We start from the raw sequence: 16,698 nt of genomic DNA, 5'->3' as shown, positions 1-16,698 counted from the left end.
CATATTTTTAATTTGTCCATGAGAGTCTACATAATACCCGCCTTGTAGACCTCTGCTTCTGGCATGATGCTGCTCTTCATAACGGTCCAAAATGAATATTGATGAAGAACGCTTTCGGCTGCAAATAAAACCTGTTGCGGCGATAAATTAAAAAATCGGTCAGAGGACTTGTTCCTCAGATATCGTTTGACGGCGATGCGCGCGGTAGCGTTCTTCAAACACTATGACTACACCAGGATAGTGTTTTCCTTTCAGCGAATAATGCTGATTACCTAATTGCGGGAAAATGAAGGCGAAGTCGGTACGTTTCATGGATGCACCCAAAAAATCAGGCTGATCGGTTAACCAGTTCTTAATCACTCGCTCCACTTTTTCCGGACATACTTTCCCCACGCCATCTTTTTTGATCAGCACTTCACTCGTAGGTATATAGGGAACGATGAAAGTGACAGCGAATCGACGATACGCCTCTCTGTTACTCAGGTCCCCAGAGTCTGCCCAGGCCTTTTGCATTGCACGATTAACAAAAGTGTAACCATCGGAACGAGCACCGATCGACTGCACCGTCTGCTTCGCTTCAATTGCATAGCTCGTGTTCGGGGACTGCACAAAGAGATCGCAACGACCGTGTCGCAGCGAGCCACTATCGACACCTGGCTCAAGGGTGCGGTGACGCTTCAGGGTCGAAAATTCTTCCAGGGCGAGCCAATTTTTGAGGGTCCATGCCGCTCCAGCTAACACGCTTAGCGAAGCCCTTTCGTTGTACCACCAGGGGTTATCATACTTATTGGCCGTGGTATAACGTACAATTGCTTTGACCCAGGCGCTCAGGAGGTTTTCAAGCTCCTGATCACTTCTCTGAACCTTAATCCCTTTAATGGTTTTCGCTTTGCTCACTTCCCTGCACCTGATAGAAAAGACACAATGCTATCATTCGCGAAAAAAACCGCAATCGCCTCGACCTGCTCTCTAATAATTAATGTAGTGCTGACTTAGCAACGTCGGCTTCTGGTACGGAACAGTCAACATGTAAGAAGCGAAGGTCTGCTGTGAGCGGGGAGCGGACGTTATATACACATCCCCATTAACTTGAGTATGCTCCTCTGTGAATTTGTTTCGAAAACGATGTCGCTGATGTATTTCATTCCCTGCTTTTTATAGAATTTTTGAGCACCTTCGTTTTGCTCAAGAACCTCCAGCCATAAAAAATTTTTCCCCTTACTTCGGGCAAGAACGATGACTTTACTGAACATTAGTTGACCGTAATGCTGATTCGTTTTGGTTGGGGCAAGGTAGAGTTTGTTAAGTAAAACACCGCTGATGTCCGTATTCGGGATAGTGGCTTGCCAGGTCAGCTTCACAAAACCAATCGGCTGATCGATTTCAGCTATATACCAGCTAATGTTTTTGTCATTAATATTCTGCTTAATAACAGGAAGGGAATATTCACCCTCCAAATAATTATAAAATTCTGATTCTGACTTCCACATATGCTTAAAATGCGCAGGATAGATGCGGTAGCCAAGCTCATTTAGTAATCCTGAATCGGCTAATGTTGCTTGTCGTATGATTAAAGACATGGGATAGGCTCTTACTTTACGAGAGAAAAGTGATATTAAATTTGTAATATATACGGCCTGTTAAGTCTACCTGTCCGTTCTGACTGTCTTATCCTAAAACTTTGAATACGCAACCTAAGGTCTGGAGTTGGTGGAGTTCGACCATTAAGTTATTTTTTATCGATGTCAGCGTCTGGCTCGAAGCAGACAGGCCAACTCACTGCCAGGTCTGCTTTGAGCGAGGGGCGGACGTTATTTTTTGAAGTAATATGATCGCGTTATCTCTGCATTAGTCATGAAAGTTTATCCTTTTCGCATAAAACCAACATCATAAAACGACTGTTTGGATCAGGCTGATAATCAGCAAACGGCTCGCAGTCAACGAAACCGTACTTGATATAAAGTTGATGGCAGGCAGCAAATCCTGGTTGTGTCCCCGTTTCTAAACTCAAACGCTGCAGGCCTTTGACATGCGCAACCTGCAAGATATGCAGCAAAAGCTGTTTCGCTACACCGCGGCGTAAAAAATCTGGCGCGGTACGCATTGATTTCAGCTCACCATGTTCATCATCCAGCATTTTCAGCGCGCCAATTCCCGCGAGTTGTTCTCCTTCCCATGCTGACCAAAATATCACTGCCGGTTCACGCAGTTTTTGAACATCCAGAGCATGGCTGCTTTCTGGTGGGGACTGTTCCAGCATGCCGGAAATATGGTAGGCCACTAATGCTTGCACTGCTGGATGCGAGAGGTCGTCAGTTTTGATCGTGAACATGAGGTTTCCCAGTGAGTTGGCTACAAATTTTTAACATAAAAATATGTGACAACGTATTTGTCTAATATATATTTCTTATGGTGTCCTTCTCTGTGTGCAAATCCTCTACCAAAGAAAAGGCTATGCGCAAGCAAAGGTTGACAGGCAACTGTTAAGCCGCGGACTGAAGCACGCTGCGCGTTGTACACAGTCAGAGCATATCCTTTGTGAAGAATTCAAAAGAATTGTCTCGATAGGGCTTCGGCTCGTCAGGTAAATATTTCTCAGGGTAACCCTCGTGATTTATGCTGACTCCTTCGGGCGGTTGCAGCGTGATTTGCCGCACCTAAACCCTGTTGATTTACGTATCAGGGTATTTTCTATATCTGGTTATGGCTGTGAGTTCAACGGGTCGATGCAACGCTATCCTTAATCAAGGGGGGACGTTGCCATGAAACGAAGGTCTGCTGTGAGCGATTTGCTGACACTCGCCTTTACTTATTAGGCCATAAAAAGAGTGTTGAATGTCTCAGGGTGTGAAGCGGACGTTATGTCGTAGTTCGCCTTTGATCCGCTATATTCTTGATTTAACGATAAGGTAATGACCTGATTAAAAAAGTATGTCATCGCTTATCAATTGAACGAAGAAGGGAGCAAATGTCCCGCATCAGATTACGTGCTGTCTGGCTAATACCTCCAAGCTGAAAGAAGCCGTGGATGACGCCGAGATAGCGTTGTGCCGTGCACTTTACCCCCTGTTGTGTCATGCGAACAAACAAGGCTTCACCTTCATCGCGCAAGGGGTCATATTCTGCTGTAATGATATGTATTGGCGGCAGCCCCGAGAAATCATTACGAAATAACGGACTGGCGTCGGGGTGATTAAAATTGGTATGAGGGAAATAGGCTTCGAAACCGGTAATTAGCGTATCACGAGTAATCACATAATCACTGCCGTTTAACTTATAGCTGTCAGATGATGCTGTTGCATCCAGCATAGGATAAATGAGTACTAACTGTCTGGGTAACCACTGACCTGAACTTCTCACTCGCAACGCTGTTATCAGAGCAAGATGGCCACCCGCGCTGTCTCCCATTAATGTTATACAATTACGGTCGATACCCAACGCTTGTGCGTGTTTCCATACAGTGTTAGCGGCATATTCGGCATCATCATGTGCTGCAGGATAAGTATGTTCTGGCGCTAAACGATACTGCACAGCAATAACACGGAAACCACTCAGGAAAGCAATTTGTCGCAATTGATTTTCATGGGTTGAAAAACCGCCACTCACAAAACAGCCACCATGATAATAGACAACCGCAGGTAACACTTTCTCTTCATTTAAGGGCGAGAAAATGCGCAACGGTATGGTGTCAATAATCATATCTTCAACATTTACGCGAGTCTCAGTACTACCAGCCAGTGCTGTGCTTGCGACATAACCAGCCCGACGTTCCTGGAAAGTCTGATTACGGGATGACGGACAACCTGCAGAGATGAAGTCGTTTACAAGATTTGCCATTTCTGGTTCAAGAGCCATAAAAATCCCTCCTTAGAGATGAAATTTGAGCAACAAACTGAGAGTATAATTTTTCAGGGGAATTTTTATAATCTATTAAAAAAGTTAACATTGGAAGCCGGTCATGACCGTAGTTCCTGTCAGTGAAGACATCAGATATTGCAATGAGCTTAGGGTGGTGCCATTGCGCCTGTAATGTCCACTCCTGGCACAAAGTTGCCTACAGCGACAATATCAGACGGCGATGACTTAGAAGCAGATCGTTCCCTGCACTAAGCCCTAAAAGATCAGCCACATTCCTGCACGCCGCGACGGATTGAAACCTTTCGCTATCTCCTCTGCGTTCAGGTTTACCAGATGCGGCGGTCGCGCGTGACCTTCCACAATATTAAAGCCTAACGTGGCGTAAAATCTGGCATTGAAAGCGGCCATGCTGTCCGTTGTCAGCGTCGCACCCGCCAGACCGCGTTGCTGCCCGGCACGCAGAAGCGCCTGCATAAGCCGTCTGCCGATTCCGTGGCGCTGCCAGTCCGGATGTACGTCAATTTCAGCAACGTGCAGCCATCTATCCTCCACCTTGCCTGCTGCAAACCCGACGGGAACTGAATCAGGCGTCCAGGCGGCAAGCAGCAAACCGTTGCGGCTGAAATCACTCAGCTCCTCAAGGCTACTTGCGCAGGCCTGACCTGTCACCGCACCTGCATCCCGCAATGTTTCAAAAGCCGCCAGCTCAATAGCGCGTAGCACGCCGAAGTGTTCAGGCTGTGCGGGTCCGATAGTGAAGTCCATGACTGAATTCTCCATGTTTGTGGCGAGAATTACCCGCTGTCTGTCCGGCAACGCGTTTTAAGCATTATCAGCGTCCAAAAGGGGACGTGCCGTGCGCAAAGCCAGCGACCATCGCTTTCCTGCTAAAATACATAGGTTGCGCGACGTGTGGTTTCAACTGTTCCGCTATGACCATCGGGGAAACGAAGCACCGTTTCCATAATAACAAGAGCGTTGCCGCCACCTTCTATGACCTGCATCTCCCCCTGTTCCACCCTTAGCTGCACTTGAAAATAATCAGAGATGGCAATGAAGGCTTTGCGGATTACCCGGCAAGACTCTCCCGTTCTGCGTCTTTCACCTGGCCTTCCAGCGCGTCACGAAGTTCCGTAAGCGAGCGCTCTTGTTCAGATAACCAGGTCTCTTTATCCTCCACTGATGTCGCGAGACGCCAGGCATTTTCTTTCTCCAGCTCGGCTATCTCTTTTAACAGCAGACGAATTTGCTCTCGCAACTGTTCTATTTTTTGCCGCAGATGCGCAAGATTATTCAGCCTGTCGCTGGCCATCATCGGTTCCAGACCGCTCTGTAACTGGCTGAGCAATGCGCGAATTCTTGCCAGATCGGCATTCTGTCGGGCGAGATTAAGCTGGACCATCATCTGATGTGCTTTCTCTTTCTGCTCATCAGCGACGATATCCGGATGACACAGTCGACTGGCCTGCCTCCATAATCGTTTAAGCTCGCTACGCTCCTCGGCGGAAAGCAGCCTGTCGCGCGCAAAACGGTGCAGTGCATCCTGCTGCTGTTCCTGATATTCCTCATATTCATGAGCGGCGTCTTCCTGGGCCTGACGGGTGGCGCCGTCGTCCTTACGGGAGAAATCATTCTCCAGCTCGCGGATTTCCGCCAACAGTGCGGTAATTAACTCCGTTTGCTGTTGGATCTGCTGGCGAGTTTCCATGGCCTCGCGTGAAGAGGCGTTCAGGCTTATCCAGTGCTGTTTCAGTCTCGTAAGCTTATCGATGGCCTGCGAAATGTACTGCTGGCAGGAGAGATAATCTTTTTCACGGCGTCTGAGTTCGGCTTCCTGCCTGCGCAGGGCGCTGGCCGCCAGTTGTTTACGTAACTCAAGAATGCGGCTCATAAGAGGACCGAGACGTAAATGATACAGATCGTTGAAATCGTCCAGGATCTGGATACGGGCATTGCGCTTATCAATAAGCTCACGCCATTGCGTTTCGAGGGCTTTTAGCTCCAGTTTGCTGGCGGCAATGGTCGGATCCTGCCACGTGGAGACGGCACGCTGACTTTGCAACCAGCTGGCGATTTCACGCATGGCATCGCTGAACCGACGTTCTTCAATTGCCTGTGCAATCGAACTTATCGCGAGATGAGCATCCTCGCGTTTCAGATGGACAAGTTGCTGATGGATGATCTCTTCATCCTCAAGTTCGATAGCGCTTTTGATAATCTCAAGTCGTTTTATGATCTTGTTCATAACAACCGGTTTCTGGCGTCGATCTCATCCGGGCGACCAATTTAATTTAAGTCACCTGTTTGAAAGTACAGGGAAAAATAGTCAAACCGCATTCTGTGGTCTGCAATGCCTTTTCGTCCAGAATTATTCATAAAATTTATTACCGGCTTACGGTTCTGCCAAAAACCTCACATTTCGAACCCGCCGTTCACTTTTTCTGTTTTAGTGCGTATCTGTGGGCACTGCGGTGGGTTATCCGAAATGACGCTAAGCGTGATGCATCCGCGTGGATTGCGCCTTGCGACAACCAGGTTGAAATGTTAAAAGGTGCTCCACCAATAAAAAGACACAGGGGTAGGACGTGAAAAACGCGTCAATTGCGTCGGAGAGTGAGCCGACGCTACAACGGGGATTACAAAACCGGCATATTCAGCTGATTGCGCTGGGTGGCGCGATTGGTACCGGTCTGTTTCTGGGGATTGGACCCGCAATTCAGATGGCGGGGCCGGCAGTTTTGTTGGGCTACGGCGTCGCCGGGATTATCGCTTTTCTCATCATGCGCCAGCTCGGCGAGATGGTGGTGGAAGAGCCGGTTTCTGGATCGTTTGCCCATTTTGCTTATAAATACTGGGGGCCGTTTGCTGGTTTTCTTTCCGGCTGGAACTACTGGGTCATGTTTGTGCTGGTTGGAATGGCGGAACTGACCGCTGCCGGCATTTACATGCAGTACTGGCTTCCCGATGTGCCGACCTGGGTCTGGGCAGCTGCCTTCTTCATTATTATTAATGCCGTTAACCTCGTGAACGTGCGTCTGTATGGCGAAACGGAGTTCTGGTTCGCGCTGATTAAGGTACTGGCTATCATTGGAATGATTGGCTTTGGCCTGTGGATGTTGTTTTCGGGCAACGGCGGCGAACATGCGAGCATTGATAATCTCTGGCGCTATAACGGCTTCTTTGCCACCGGCTGGAATGGCCTGATTCTGTCTCTGGCGGTGATCATGTTCTCCTTTGGCGGTCTTGAGTTAATAGGGATAACCGCCGCTGAAGCACGCGATCCGCAAAAGAGTATCCCCAAAGCCGTTAACCAGGTGGTTTATCGCATTCTGCTGTTTTATATCGGCTCGCTGGTGGTTCTGCTGGCGCTCTATCCGTGGGTGGAAGTGAAATCCAGTAGCAGCCCGTTTGTCATGATCTTCCACAATCTTGACAGCAACGTGGTCGCTTCCGCGCTGAACTTTGTCATTCTGGTGGCCTCGCTTTCGGTGTACAACAGCGGCGTCTACTCCAACAGTCGAATGCTGTTTGGCCTTTCCATTCAGGGGAATGCGCCGAAATTTCTGACTCGCGTCAGCCGCCGCGGCGTACCGGTGAATTCGCTGCTGCTTTCCGGAGCGATCACCTCGCTGGTGGTGTTGATTAACTATCTGCTGCCGCAGAAAGCCTTCAGTCTGCTGATGGCGCTGGTGGTGGCGACGCTGCTGCTGAACTGGATCATGATCTGCCTGGCGCACCTGCGCTTTCGCGCGGCGATGCGTCGCAAAGGGCGTGACACACAGTTTAAAGCGCTGCTTTATCCGTTTGGCAACTATCTCTGCATTGCCTTTCTGGCGATGATCCTGGTGCTGATGTGTACCATCGACGATATGCGTATGTCAGCACTTTTGCTGCCGGTGTGGATCGCATTTCTGTTTGCAGCCTTCAAACTTCTGCGTCGTAAGGTGCGCTAACGGCTTGCCGATCTCATCACGATGAGATCGGCTCCTTGCTGAATTAACGCTGGAACGCGCCTGAAAGTGCGCGAATATCGTTGCCGGTCGGCGACTGATGAATGCGCAGACCGAACTCCTCCACCACTGCAAAGATATGGTCGAAAATATCGGCCTGAATGCTTTCATATTCCAGCCAGACGACGGTATTGGTAAACGCATAGATTTCGATGGGTAAACCGTGATCGTCAGGAGCGAGCTGGCGCACCATAAGCGTCATATCTTTACGAATGCGTGGGTGGTTGCGTAAATACGCGTTCAGATAAGCGCGAAAGGTGCCAATATTAGTCATCCGGCGATGGTTTAATACCGAGTCCGGCGCGTCCAGCTGCTGGTTCCACGCATTAATTTCCTGATGGCGAGTCTCTAAATAGGGCTTTAACAGCTGGGATTTGTACAGGCGCTGCTGCTCCTCTTCGTCGAGAAAATGAATGCTGGTGGCGTCAATGCTGATACTGCGCTTAATACGGCGACCGCCTGAAGCTGACATCCCGCTCCAGTTTTTAAAGGAATCCGAGACCAGCGACCACGTAGGAATGGTGGTGATAGTGTTATCCCAGTTACGCACTTTTACCGTGGTTAAGCCAATGTCAATGACCGCGCCGTCAGCGCCGTATTTCGGCATTTCTAACCAGTCGCCCAGTTTGAGCATGTCGTTCGCAGAGAGCTGAATGCCCGCGACAAGGCCTAATATCGGATCTTTAAACACTAACATCAGTACGGCGGCCATGGCGCCCAGTCCGCTGATCAGAATGGCCGGGGACTGGCCGATCAGCAGAGAAATCATCAGAATGCCGACAAAAATGGCGCTGATAAGCTTAATGCCCTGGAAAATACCTTTTAGCGGCAGTTGCGAGGCGGCAGGCCATTTCTGCGAGAGATTTAAGATGACATCCAGCAAGGAGAAGAGCGACAGCAGGGCATACATCATGATCCACAGCTGAGCGCAGGTGGTCAGAATCTCTGCCGCTTCACTGCCTTTTTGCAGCCAGAGCGCAGCCTGGATATTGACGATAATCCCCTGCAGGGTAAAAGCCAGTCGATGAAAGAATTTGTTCTGAGTAATAATTTGCAGCCACAGGCGGGAGCTGGCGGTGGCTCGCTTTTCAAATGTACGCAGCACGATCCAGTGCAAAATAATATGCACAATCACGGCCGTCAGAAAAATAATGCCGAAAATCATCACCAGCGAAGTGGTGTGATCTATTTCAATACCGGCGAGATCTTCAACCTGAGTTATCAGTTCCTGCATAACGTCTCCTTTATAAAACAGCGGCCTATGATGACCGCTGTGTGGAGTTTATGCAAATCAGGTCAATCTGATGAAATAACCGAACAGGACGGCGTTGCTTGCTGTCGACAGAATCAGACTTCCGTGATTGTTGTTGCCTGCGGCAGGCGGGATTTCGGCAGCGCGGCATTGAAGTCTTCAACGCTGTGATGACCAACCGGAACCACCACCACGCTGGTGTAGCCTTGCGCTTTCAGATCAAACTCAGCGTCAAGCGCTGCGGCATCAAATCCTTCAATCGGTACAGCATCCAGCCCCATCGCGGCAACGCCCAGCAGGAAATTACCGACGTTCAGATAGACCTGTTTTGCCATCCAGTGACTGTCGTCCTTCAGCTCCTTACGGTGCAGATCGGCAAAGAAGGTGCGACCTTTGTGGTTAGCCGCTTTCGCTTCCGGCGTGGCAAAACGACCATCGGCCTCTTCCTGATCGACAACGCGTTCCAGCCAGGCGTCATCCATGGCTGTTTTGGCGCAGAACACCACCACGTGGGAGGCATCAAGCATTTTACGTTCGTTAAAGACAAAGTTCCCGGCAGCTGATTTTGCCACGCGCGCTTTGCCTTCCTCCGTGCTGGCGACGATAAAATGCCACGGCTGAGAGTTGGTGCTGGACGGGCTGTATTGCAGCAGGGTTTTTAATTTTTCGGCCTGTTCAGCCGTCAATTTTTTGCTGGGATCGAATGCTTTCGTGGAGTGGCGTTTTAACGCAATTTCAACGATATCCATAAATACTCCTGGTGTGAATAATTCTGAGTGCCAGCAGGTTACAAGGTTCGTCAGAAAATGATAAGAGAGAAAAATGCGAAAACAGTTATCGGCGCTCACGACCAATCAGTCGGGCCGCAGACGCTTTTGATCCTTCTTCGCCAGCCCGTCCACCACTAAATTCCACGAGTCATTCACCAGCTCATTGAGCAGCGATTCGTTGATGTCATCCCCGCCGGACACCGAGATCCAGTGCTTTTTGTTCATGTGGTAACCCGGGGTTATGCTGGGGTAAATCTGCTGATTTAACAGCGATTTTTGTGGGTCAGATTTCAGGTTGATTAACCGACGCCCATGCTGTCCGGTGACAATCATGAATATTTTTCCACCCACTTTGAAGACATCGTATTCCGGGCCAAAAGGCCAACAGTGCTCCGTAAAAGGAAGCTCCAGCGCGAGGTGTTTCGCGCATTCCTGCAGGGTTTTTCCTTCCATTAATTATCCTCACGGGTCAGTGCGCGCCACATTGCTTCAAAACCTAACGAAATGAATTCGCTGGCGCGAGCCGGGTCGCGGGCGGCGAATTCCATTGTGGTTTCTGCCAGCGTCAGGAACAACGCGTCACCAAACGCGCGGTAGTCGTCAGACATAAAGACCGGCAATACCGAACGATGACAAAGGTCGCGCAGTTCGGGAAACATGTCGTCGGCCTGTTGCTCCGTTTCTTTGGTGATCTTCTCGCTGACCGCGAGCTGGCGGATGGCGCGGTGCCCCATCGAGTGGTTCAGCCCCCAGTTGATATAGCTGTGCCAGATATAGTGCGTCAGGGGCCTGGCATCGGTGATAGAGCGATCCAGATTTGCCATCATGGACTGGCAAAGATTCTGTTTCAGGTACAGATAAAGCTCATTAATTAAGTCGTCTTTTGTTGCGAAATAGCGAAACAACGTTCCCTCTGCAACCCCGGCATTGCGGGCAATCACGGCGGTGGATGCGGCGATCCCGGATTGTGCAATGGCAGTCGTTGCGGCTTCCAGTAACGCTTGTTTTTTGTCTTCACTCTTCGGACGAGCCACTACACTTTACCCTTAAGTCTGTAAAAAAAGGTGATTGAATCACGGCCTGTGCAGCGCCGCAACGGCGAATGTCAAAGATTGAAAATCATCTTGACGCGAATCTTTCGCTTTTTATAATGAGTGCTTACTCACTCATAATCAAGCGTCAACCACGCAAACCAGCGGAAAGGTATGCGTATTCAGGTCAGGAATATGAAACGTTTCACAGTTTGTGTGGTTATTATTATGCTTATTGCCAGTGCAGCAACGTTACCTTTTATCCTTAATCCTGGGTTTGGTCAGCCACCCCAGGGGGCGCAACTTAGCCAGGTTGAACAATCGCCGAACTATCGTGATGGTCAGTTTCATAATCAACTGCCTACGCCTGGATATACCGGTGACAAAGGGATGCTGGCAGCCTGGTGGGAGTTTTTAGTCGCAAAACGCGAGAACGCCCGTCCTGCCCGTCCATTGCCGCTGGTGGCGACCGACCTTGCCAGTTTGCCGCTGGAACACGAAAGATTGGTCTGGCTGGGACACTCATCCTGGTACCTGCAACTGGCGGGCAAGCGTATCCTGATCGATCCGGTCTTCAGCCACTATGCCGCCCCGTTTTCGTTTCTTAATAAGGCATTTGACGGTAACTACCCGTGGACCGCGCAGAACATGCCGGAGATCGATCTGCTGATTATCTCTCACGATCACTACGATCATCTGGATTACGCCACCATCAAAGCGCTGATGCCGAAGGTCAAACGGGTCATCACCCCGCTGGGCGTGGGTTCGCATCTGCGCTACTGGGGGATGAGCGATAAGATCATCGACGAGCGGGACTGGAATCAGTCGGTGCGGATTGATGACTCCCTGCTGGTTCACGTGCTGCCCGCACGGCATTTTTCCGGTCGCGGGATTAAGCGTAACCAGACGCTGTGGGCGAGCTTCATGTTTGAGACGCCGGAACAGAAGGTTTACTACAGCGGTGATTCCGGCTATGGACCGCATTTCCGCGCCATAGGAGAACAGTTTGGCACGGTGGATCTGGCTATCATGGAAAACGGACAGTATGACCAGGACTGGAAGTACATTCATATGATGCCAGAAGAGACGGCGCAGGCCGCACAAGATTTACGGGCAAAAGCCATTTTGCCTGGTCATGCCGGACGCTTTGTGCTGGCGAAACACACCTGGGACGATCCGTACAAACGTCTGGCGTTTGCGAGTCGCAATAAAGATTACCGCCTGCTGACCCCGACGCAGGGTGAACCCGTGAGGTTAAACGATCCCAACCAGTCTTTTGCACGCTGGTGGGAGCAGGCGCCTGTTTTGTCAGAGGGGAGAGAAGAATGACTATTTCCGCTCAGGTCATCGACACGATTGTCGAGTGGATTGATGATAACTTGAATCAGCCATTGCGCATTGACGATATTGCCCGCCATGCGGGCTACTCTAAATGGCATCTGCAACGGCTATTTTTGCAGTACAAAGGGGAGAGTCTTGGGCGCTATATTCGCGAGCGTAAGCTGCTGCTGGCGGCGCAGGATCTACGTAACACCGATCAGAAGGTGTACGACATTTGCCTGAAGTACGGGTTTGATTCGCAGCAAACATTCACGCGGATCTTCACCCGTACATTTAACCAGCCGCCCGGCGCCTACCGGAAAGAAAACCACTCCCGCCCCCATTAAGAGCCTGGCCCATCAGGCTTTTTTGCTTGCCATTTTGAACCTGGTCGGGTGGGCACGATTACATGGCATAGTGCGAGGCGCTGATACACGGGATGAGAGACTTCACCTGTTTAGTCCGCCCGTGAAAACCAGCGTCGCCAGATAAAGCGGATGATGAAGTATTCGAGGGCGCCAAGCGCTAAAAACCACAGACAGAACAACAGGGTATAAAGCTGGTTAAGATCCATCAGGTGGAAGGTGGTTACCAGCTTTTGCGCCAGCGTCAGGCCGAGCGAAGGCGCGGGCAGCAGCAGACAGGAGAGAAAAGCCATCAGCAGAATACCTGCGGCAGTCATCAGCGATTCGAGCGGGTGTTTCATGGCATTGTTAAACTTGAGTTAAAAAGCCATTGTCCGGGATATTACCTGTTAACGCAAACCCCGACCTAACCTCCGGCCCAGATCTCACAGTGTTTTTTTACCAGGCCAGTCAGTGAACCGCCATCAGCGACAAAATCCCGCATCTCCTGCGCTTCATTGCGTTCGTTACTGACCTGGTGATTGAGTGCCGCAATGGCGCTGGCGGCGCCCACTTTATCAGCTGATGGCGCGACGTTTTCCAGCAGTTTACGCGTTTCATCTGCCAGCCGGTGGTGTTCACCGGTGTGCACGTCGGTGAGGATCCCCTCCAGTCCGTACCGACATGCCTGGAAACGGTTAAATTTGTACAACAAATAGTCTCTCTCCTGATGCTTAAAGGGGCGTTCATTCAGCAACCAGTGCGCTGTCGCCTGAATCAATCCGGCGATATTCACCGCGTGCTTCAGGGTCAGCGGCGTGTCCATCACCCGCACTTCCACGGTGCCAAAATGTGGGCTGGGGCGAATATCCCAGTGTAAATCCTTGATGCTGTCGATCATGCTGGTGTAGCTCAAACGGCGAAACAACCCTTCGAACGCTTGCCAGTTGCTGACCCACGGCATGGGACCATTGTCCGGAAAACTGGAGAAAATATTCAGCCGGGAGGAGGCAAAGCGGGTGTCGGAACCCTGCATATAGGGTGAGGCGGCAGAGAGGGCAATAAAGTGGGGAACAAAACGCGACAGACCGTGCAGCAGGTAGATGGCGTCATCCCCGCCAGCACAGCCGACATGCACGTGCTGACCGAAGACAGTGGCCTGCTGAATGAGGTAGCCGAAGTTTTCCAGCGTGCGTTGATAGCGTTCGTTGTCGCAGACCTCCTGCCGCTGCCATTTCTGGAAAGGGTGCGTGCCGCCTCCGCAGATTGCGAGATGATGGTCGGCGGCGGCTTGCAAGACAACCTGCTGCATCGCAGAAAACTGCGCGCTGGCCTGGTCAATGTTGTGACACACGCCGGTTGCCATCTCCAGCATACTTTCGGTGATATCGTGCTTCACTTCTCCCGCGGTAACCCGATCTTTTAGTGCCGCAATCAGCACTGATGACCCCTGACTCAGGTCATAACCCGGCGGATTAACCACCTGCATTTCCAGCTCAATGCCCAACGTAAAGGGTTCAGAAACGTGAAAGTCATCCAGAGGCATAGCGATCTCTTTGGCCGGTATTTTGCTCTAAGTATAGGAGGGGGGTTGATTTGTTGTGTGAATGAGATTTTAAGATTGCTGCTTTTACCAGCAATAAAGAACTGATATAAAAATGAAAACCAACCTGTTTGAGGTGAACTGTGCCGGAAATTAATCAATATGGTCAGACGGTGGGCGACGCGTTACCGGACTGGCAGGGGGCGCCAGAATTACCCCGTAAGACGCTGGAGGGGCGCTGGTGTCGCCTTGAACCGCTCAATTCTGAGCGTCATGCGGGCGATCTCTTTGACGCTTATGCTCAGGCGCCCGATGAGCGTGACTGGACGTGGATGTTCAGCGATCGCCCTCAGAGCCTTGAGTCAACCCGACACTGGATTACTGGCAAAGAAAATGACGATTGTCTGGTTCCTTTTGCGGTCATTGACCTGCGTTCAGAACGTGCCGTTGGGCTGGTCTGTTTTATGGCTATCGAACGGGAACACGGGTCGGTCGAGATTGGGCATGTCACCTGGTCGCCGCGCATGAAAAATACCGTCCTCGGCACGGAGGCCATCTGGCTCCTGTTGCAGTGCGCGTTTGCCCGTGGTTACCGGCGCGTGGAGTGGAAATGTGATTCACTCAATCTGGCGTCGCGGCGTGCGGCGGAGCGCTTAGGGTTTGTTTTCGAAGGGCGCTTCCGGCAAAAAATCGTTCGTAAAGGGCGTAACCGTGACAGCGACTGGCTGTCGATGATTGACAGTGAATGGCCGCAGTGTAACAACGCGCTTGCGCGCTGGCTCTCCCCGGAGAATTTTGATGCGCAGGGCCAGCAGCGTAAAACGCTGGCCCAGTGCCGCGAGCAGTAAGGCAGTCTCCGCTCTGCATCCAGAGCGGAGTGCTGTTTTAGCGTTGTGGTGCCTGGCGAACCGGCGCGTTGCCCGCCACGTAGTAGCGAGCGGGGCTTTTGGCTAACGGTTCGCGGCCACGGATCGCATCGGCAATTTTCTCGCCAATCATTATCGTGGTGGCATTCAGGTTACCGGTGATGATTTGCGGCATGACGGACGCATCCACCACGCGCAGGTTTTCCACGCCGTGGACTCGTCCTTCACCATCGACCACCGCCATTTCGTCATAACCCATTTTGCAGGTCCCACAGGGATGGAACGCCGTCTCGGCATGGTCGCGCACAAAGGCGTCGAGCTGTTCGTCGCTCTGGCAGTCAATGCCCGGGCTGATTTCCCGCCCGCGATATTTATCCAGCGCTGGCTGATTCATGATTTCCCGGGTGATGCGAATGGCATCGCGGAACTCCTGCCAGTCCTGCTCTGTGGACATGTAGTTAAACAGAATCGCCGGATGCTCGCGCGGATCGCGGGATTTCAGATGCACATAGCCGCGGCTGGGTGAACGCATCGAACCCACGTGGCACTGGAAACCGTGCTCTTTCACCGCGTTAGAACCGTTATAGTTAATCGCCACCGGCAGGAAGTGGTACTGAATATTCGGCCAGGCAAACTCTTCGCGGCTGCGGATAAATCCTCCCGCTTCGAAATGGTTGCTTGCTCCGACGCCCGTTCCGCCGAACAGCCATTCGGCGCCAATCTTCGGCTGATTCCACCACTGCAGGGCAGGGTAGAGCGACACGGGTTCTTTGCACTCGTATTGCAAATACATTTCCAGGTGATCCTGCAAATTTTCCCCCACGCCCGGCAGATCGTGTACCAGCGGGATATCGAAGGCTTTCAGCAATGCCGCATCGCCCACCCCGGAGCGTTGCAGGATCTGCGGAGAGGCAATCGCCCCGGCGCAGAGCAGCACTTCTTTGCGGGCGAACGCTCGCGTCGCAATGGTGCTGTCGCCTTCCAGCCACTCCACGCCGATCGCTTTTTTACCGTCAAAGATAATGTGGTCGGTCAGGGCGTGAGTGACGATCGTCAGATTCGGGCGTTTCTTCGCCTGATCGAGATAGCCGCGTGCGGTGCTGGCGCGGCGTCCCTGCGGCGTGACGGTTCTGTCCATCGGGCCAAACCCTTCCTGCTGATAGCCGTTGAGATCGTCTGTTCGCGGATACCCCGCCTGCACGCCAGCGTCCACCATCGCATGAAACAGCGGATTGTTATTGTGTTTTGGCGTGGTAACGCTCACCGGGCCTTCGCCGCCGTGGTAGTCATTTGCCCCGATATCGCGAGTTTCTGCCTTGCGGTAGTAGGGCAGGCAGTTGAGATAACTCCAGTGTTCAAGACCCGGCTCTTTCGCCCAGTTATCGAGATCCATGGCGTTGCCGCGGATATAACACATGCCGTTAATTAGCGAGGATCCGCCCAGACCTTTCCCGCGACCGCACTCCATGCGGCGATAGTTCATATGGGGTTCTGGTTCCGTTTCATAAGCCCAGTTATAGCGTTTTCCCTGCAACGGGAACGCCAGCGCAGCGGGCATCTGGGTGCGGAAATCGGCGCGATAATCCGGGCCGCCCGCTTCCAGCAGCAGGACGGTGGTATCGCTGTCTTCGGTTAATCGTGTCGCCAGTACGTTGCCGGCAGAACCGGCACCAATGATGATGTAGTCAAAATGCAAATAAACCT

The 16,698-nt window shown here is 51.6% G+C and carries 17 protein-coding genes and 1 pseudogene; 4 read left to right on the top strand and 14 right to left on the bottom strand.

The annotated features are described in order from the left end of the window. Positions 1-159: 159 nt before the first annotated feature. The 7 genes and pseudogenes from C3432_RS10345 to C3432_RS10310 all read right to left on the bottom strand — a co-directional run bounded on the left by C3432_RS10345 (position 160) and on the right by C3432_RS10310 (position 6,103). Positions 160-897: a hypothetical protein gene (locus C3432_RS10345; RefSeq protein WP_103776513.1), complete on the bottom strand. Its 738-nt coding sequence runs from the start codon at positions 895-897 to the stop codon at positions 160-162. Between the two features lie 170 nt (positions 898-1,067). After that, the gene (locus tag C3432_RS10340; protein WP_103776512.1) at positions 1,068-1,580 is read right to left on the bottom strand and encodes a GNAT family N-acetyltransferase; all 513 of its coding nucleotides are present in this window, start codon (positions 1,578-1,580) and stop codon (positions 1,068-1,070) included. A 272-nt stretch (positions 1,581-1,852) separates the two neighbouring features. Beyond that, the gene (locus tag C3432_RS10335) at positions 1,853-2,332 is read right to left on the bottom strand and encodes a GNAT family N-acetyltransferase (RefSeq protein ID WP_103776511.1); all 480 of its coding nucleotides are present in this window, start codon (positions 2,330-2,332) and stop codon (positions 1,853-1,855) included. A gap of 602 nt (positions 2,333-2,934) precedes the next feature. Beyond that, positions 2,935-3,855 carry an alpha/beta hydrolase gene (locus C3432_RS10325; protein ID WP_103776510.1) on the bottom strand — a complete coding sequence of 307 codons (921 nt, stop codon included), beginning with the start codon at positions 3,853-3,855 and terminating at the stop codon, positions 2,935-2,937. Between the two features lie 258 nt (positions 3,856-4,113). Then, positions 4,114-4,623, bottom strand: coding sequence for a GNAT family N-acetyltransferase (locus C3432_RS10320; RefSeq protein WP_103776509.1), 510 nt, complete (start codon positions 4,621-4,623; stop codon positions 4,114-4,116). A 29-nt stretch (positions 4,624-4,652) separates the two neighbouring features. After that, positions 4,653-4,928 (bottom strand): annotated as a pseudogene (locus C3432_RS27930) (YybH family protein); the annotation flags it as partial. Further along, complete coding sequence (locus tag C3432_RS10310) at positions 4,928-6,103, bottom strand: DnaJ family molecular chaperone (protein WP_103776508.1); 1,176 nt, start codon at positions 6,101-6,103, stop codon at positions 4,928-4,930. The pseudogene C3432_RS27930 and the gene C3432_RS10310, both read right to left, overlap by 1 nt. Positions 6,104-6,443: 340 nt before the next feature. Between C3432_RS10310 and pheP the strand changes: the two genes are divergently transcribed. Continuing rightward, complete coding sequence (gene pheP, locus C3432_RS10305; RefSeq protein WP_103776507.1) at positions 6,444-7,811, top strand: phenylalanine transporter; 1,368 nt, start codon at positions 6,444-6,446, stop codon at positions 7,809-7,811. Positions 7,812-7,854: 43 nt separating this feature from the next. Here pheP and C3432_RS10300 read toward each other — a convergent pair whose 3' ends face one another. The 4 genes from C3432_RS10300 to C3432_RS10285 all read right to left on the bottom strand — a co-directional run bounded on the left by C3432_RS10300 (position 7,855) and on the right by C3432_RS10285 (position 10,924). Continuing rightward, a complete protein-coding gene (locus C3432_RS10300; RefSeq protein WP_103776506.1) occupies positions 7,855-9,102 on the bottom strand; it encodes a mechanosensitive ion channel family protein in 1,248 nt (415 codons plus the stop codon). A gap of 113 nt (positions 9,103-9,215) precedes the next feature. Then, positions 9,216-9,869 carry an oxygen-insensitive NAD(P)H nitroreductase gene (gene nfsB / locus C3432_RS10295; protein ID WP_103776505.1) on the bottom strand — a complete coding sequence of 218 codons (654 nt, stop codon included), beginning with the start codon at positions 9,867-9,869 and terminating at the stop codon, positions 9,216-9,218. Positions 9,870-9,974: 105 nt separating this feature from the next. Beyond that, entirely contained in the window at positions 9,975-10,343 is a 369-nt protein-coding gene (locus tag C3432_RS10290) for an MmcQ/YjbR family DNA-binding protein (protein ID WP_103776504.1), read from the bottom strand. Then, on the bottom strand, positions 10,343-10,924 hold the full coding sequence (locus C3432_RS10285; protein WP_103776503.1) for a TetR/AcrR family transcriptional regulator: 582 nt from the start codon (positions 10,922-10,924) through the stop codon (positions 10,343-10,345). Before C3432_RS10285 ends, C3432_RS10290 begins: the two co-directional genes overlap by 1 nt. Before the next feature lie 192 nt (positions 10,925-11,116). Here C3432_RS10285 and C3432_RS10280 point away from each other — a divergent pair, with 192 nt between their 5' ends. Continuing rightward, complete coding sequence (locus tag C3432_RS10280) at positions 11,117-12,250, top strand: MBL fold metallo-hydrolase (protein ID WP_103776953.1); 1,134 nt, start codon at positions 11,117-11,119, stop codon at positions 12,248-12,250. Beyond that, the gene (locus tag C3432_RS10275) at positions 12,247-12,588 is read left to right on the top strand and encodes a RamA family antibiotic efflux transcriptional regulator (protein ID WP_103776502.1); all 342 of its coding nucleotides are present in this window, start codon (positions 12,247-12,249) and stop codon (positions 12,586-12,588) included. The genes C3432_RS10280 and C3432_RS10275 overlap by 4 nt, the downstream gene beginning before the upstream one ends. A gap of 110 nt (positions 12,589-12,698) precedes the next feature. On the opposite strand, the gene C3432_RS10270 is transcribed toward C3432_RS10275, so the two are convergent. Both C3432_RS10270 and C3432_RS10265 read right to left on the bottom strand, forming a co-directional pair. Next, a complete protein-coding gene (locus C3432_RS10270; protein WP_103776501.1) occupies positions 12,699-12,947 on the bottom strand; it encodes a DUF1158 domain-containing protein in 249 nt (82 codons plus the stop codon). 65 nt (positions 12,948-13,012) lie between these two features. Further along, on the bottom strand, positions 13,013-14,131 hold the full coding sequence (locus C3432_RS10265) for a YbdK family carboxylate-amine ligase (protein ID WP_103776500.1): 1,119 nt from the start codon (positions 14,129-14,131) through the stop codon (positions 13,013-13,015). A 140-nt stretch (positions 14,132-14,271) separates the two neighbouring features. On the opposite strand from C3432_RS10265, the gene C3432_RS10260 reads away from it, so the two are divergent. Beyond that, positions 14,272-14,976 carry a GNAT family N-acetyltransferase gene (locus tag C3432_RS10260; RefSeq protein ID WP_103776499.1) on the top strand — a complete coding sequence of 235 codons (705 nt, stop codon included), beginning with the start codon at positions 14,272-14,274 and terminating at the stop codon, positions 14,974-14,976. Positions 14,977-15,013: 37 nt separating this feature from the next. On the opposite strand, the gene betA is transcribed toward C3432_RS10260, so the two are convergent. Next, complete coding sequence (betA, locus tag C3432_RS10255; protein ID WP_103776498.1) at positions 15,014-16,690, bottom strand: choline dehydrogenase; 1,677 nt, start codon at positions 16,688-16,690, stop codon at positions 15,014-15,016. Between the last annotated feature and the right edge of the window lie 8 nt (positions 16,691-16,698).

Origin of the sequence: Citrobacter amalonaticus (assembly GCF_002918555.1) — a bacterium.
GTDB classification, from domain to species: Bacteria; Pseudomonadota; Gammaproteobacteria; order Enterobacterales; family Enterobacteriaceae; genus Citrobacter_C; species Citrobacter_C amalonaticus_A.
The sequence above is the reverse complement of the archived record's forward strand: the minus strand, read 5'-3'. Positions and strand labels throughout refer to the sequence as shown.

What these genes read in the sequence shown, in the direction of transcription:
- C3432_RS10310 (WP_103776508.1), bottom strand. Translation starts at nt 6,103, where the DNA reads ATGAACAAGATCATAAAACGACTTGAGATTATCAAAAGCGCTATCGAA.
- C3432_RS10280 (WP_103776953.1), top strand. Translation starts at nt 11,117, where the DNA reads ATGAAACGTTTCACAGTTTGTGTGGTTATTATTATGCTTATTGCCAGT.
- C3432_RS10300 (WP_103776506.1), bottom strand. Translation starts at nt 9,102, where the DNA reads ATGCAGGAACTGATAACTCAGGTTGAAGATCTCGCCGGTATTGAAATA.
- C3432_RS10275 (WP_103776502.1), top strand. Translation starts at nt 12,247, where the DNA reads ATGACTATTTCCGCTCAGGTCATCGACACGATTGTCGAGTGGATTGAT.
- C3432_RS10270 (WP_103776501.1), bottom strand. Translation starts at nt 12,947, where the DNA reads ATGAAACACCCGCTCGAATCGCTGATGACTGCCGCAGGTATTCTGCTG.
- C3432_RS10265 (WP_103776500.1), bottom strand. Translation starts at nt 14,131, where the DNA reads ATGCCTCTGGATGACTTTCACGTTTCTGAACCCTTTACGTTGGGCATT.
- C3432_RS10290 (WP_103776504.1), bottom strand. Translation starts at nt 10,343, where the DNA reads ATGGAAGGAAAAACCCTGCAGGAATGCGCGAAACACCTCGCGCTGGAG.
- C3432_RS10325 (WP_103776510.1), bottom strand. Translation starts at nt 3,855, where the DNA reads ATGGCTCTTGAACCAGAAATGGCAAATCTTGTAAACGACTTCATCTCT.
- C3432_RS10335 (WP_103776511.1), bottom strand. Translation starts at nt 2,332, where the DNA reads ATGTTCACGATCAAAACTGACGACCTCTCGCATCCAGCAGTGCAAGCA.
- C3432_RS10340 (WP_103776512.1), bottom strand. Translation starts at nt 1,580, where the DNA reads ATGTCTTTAATCATACGACAAGCAACATTAGCCGATTCAGGATTACTA.
- C3432_RS10320 (WP_103776509.1), bottom strand. Translation starts at nt 4,623, where the DNA reads ATGGACTTCACTATCGGACCCGCACAGCCTGAACACTTCGGCGTGCTA.
- nfsB (WP_103776505.1), bottom strand. Translation starts at nt 9,869, where the DNA reads ATGGATATCGTTGAAATTGCGTTAAAACGCCACTCCACGAAAGCATTC.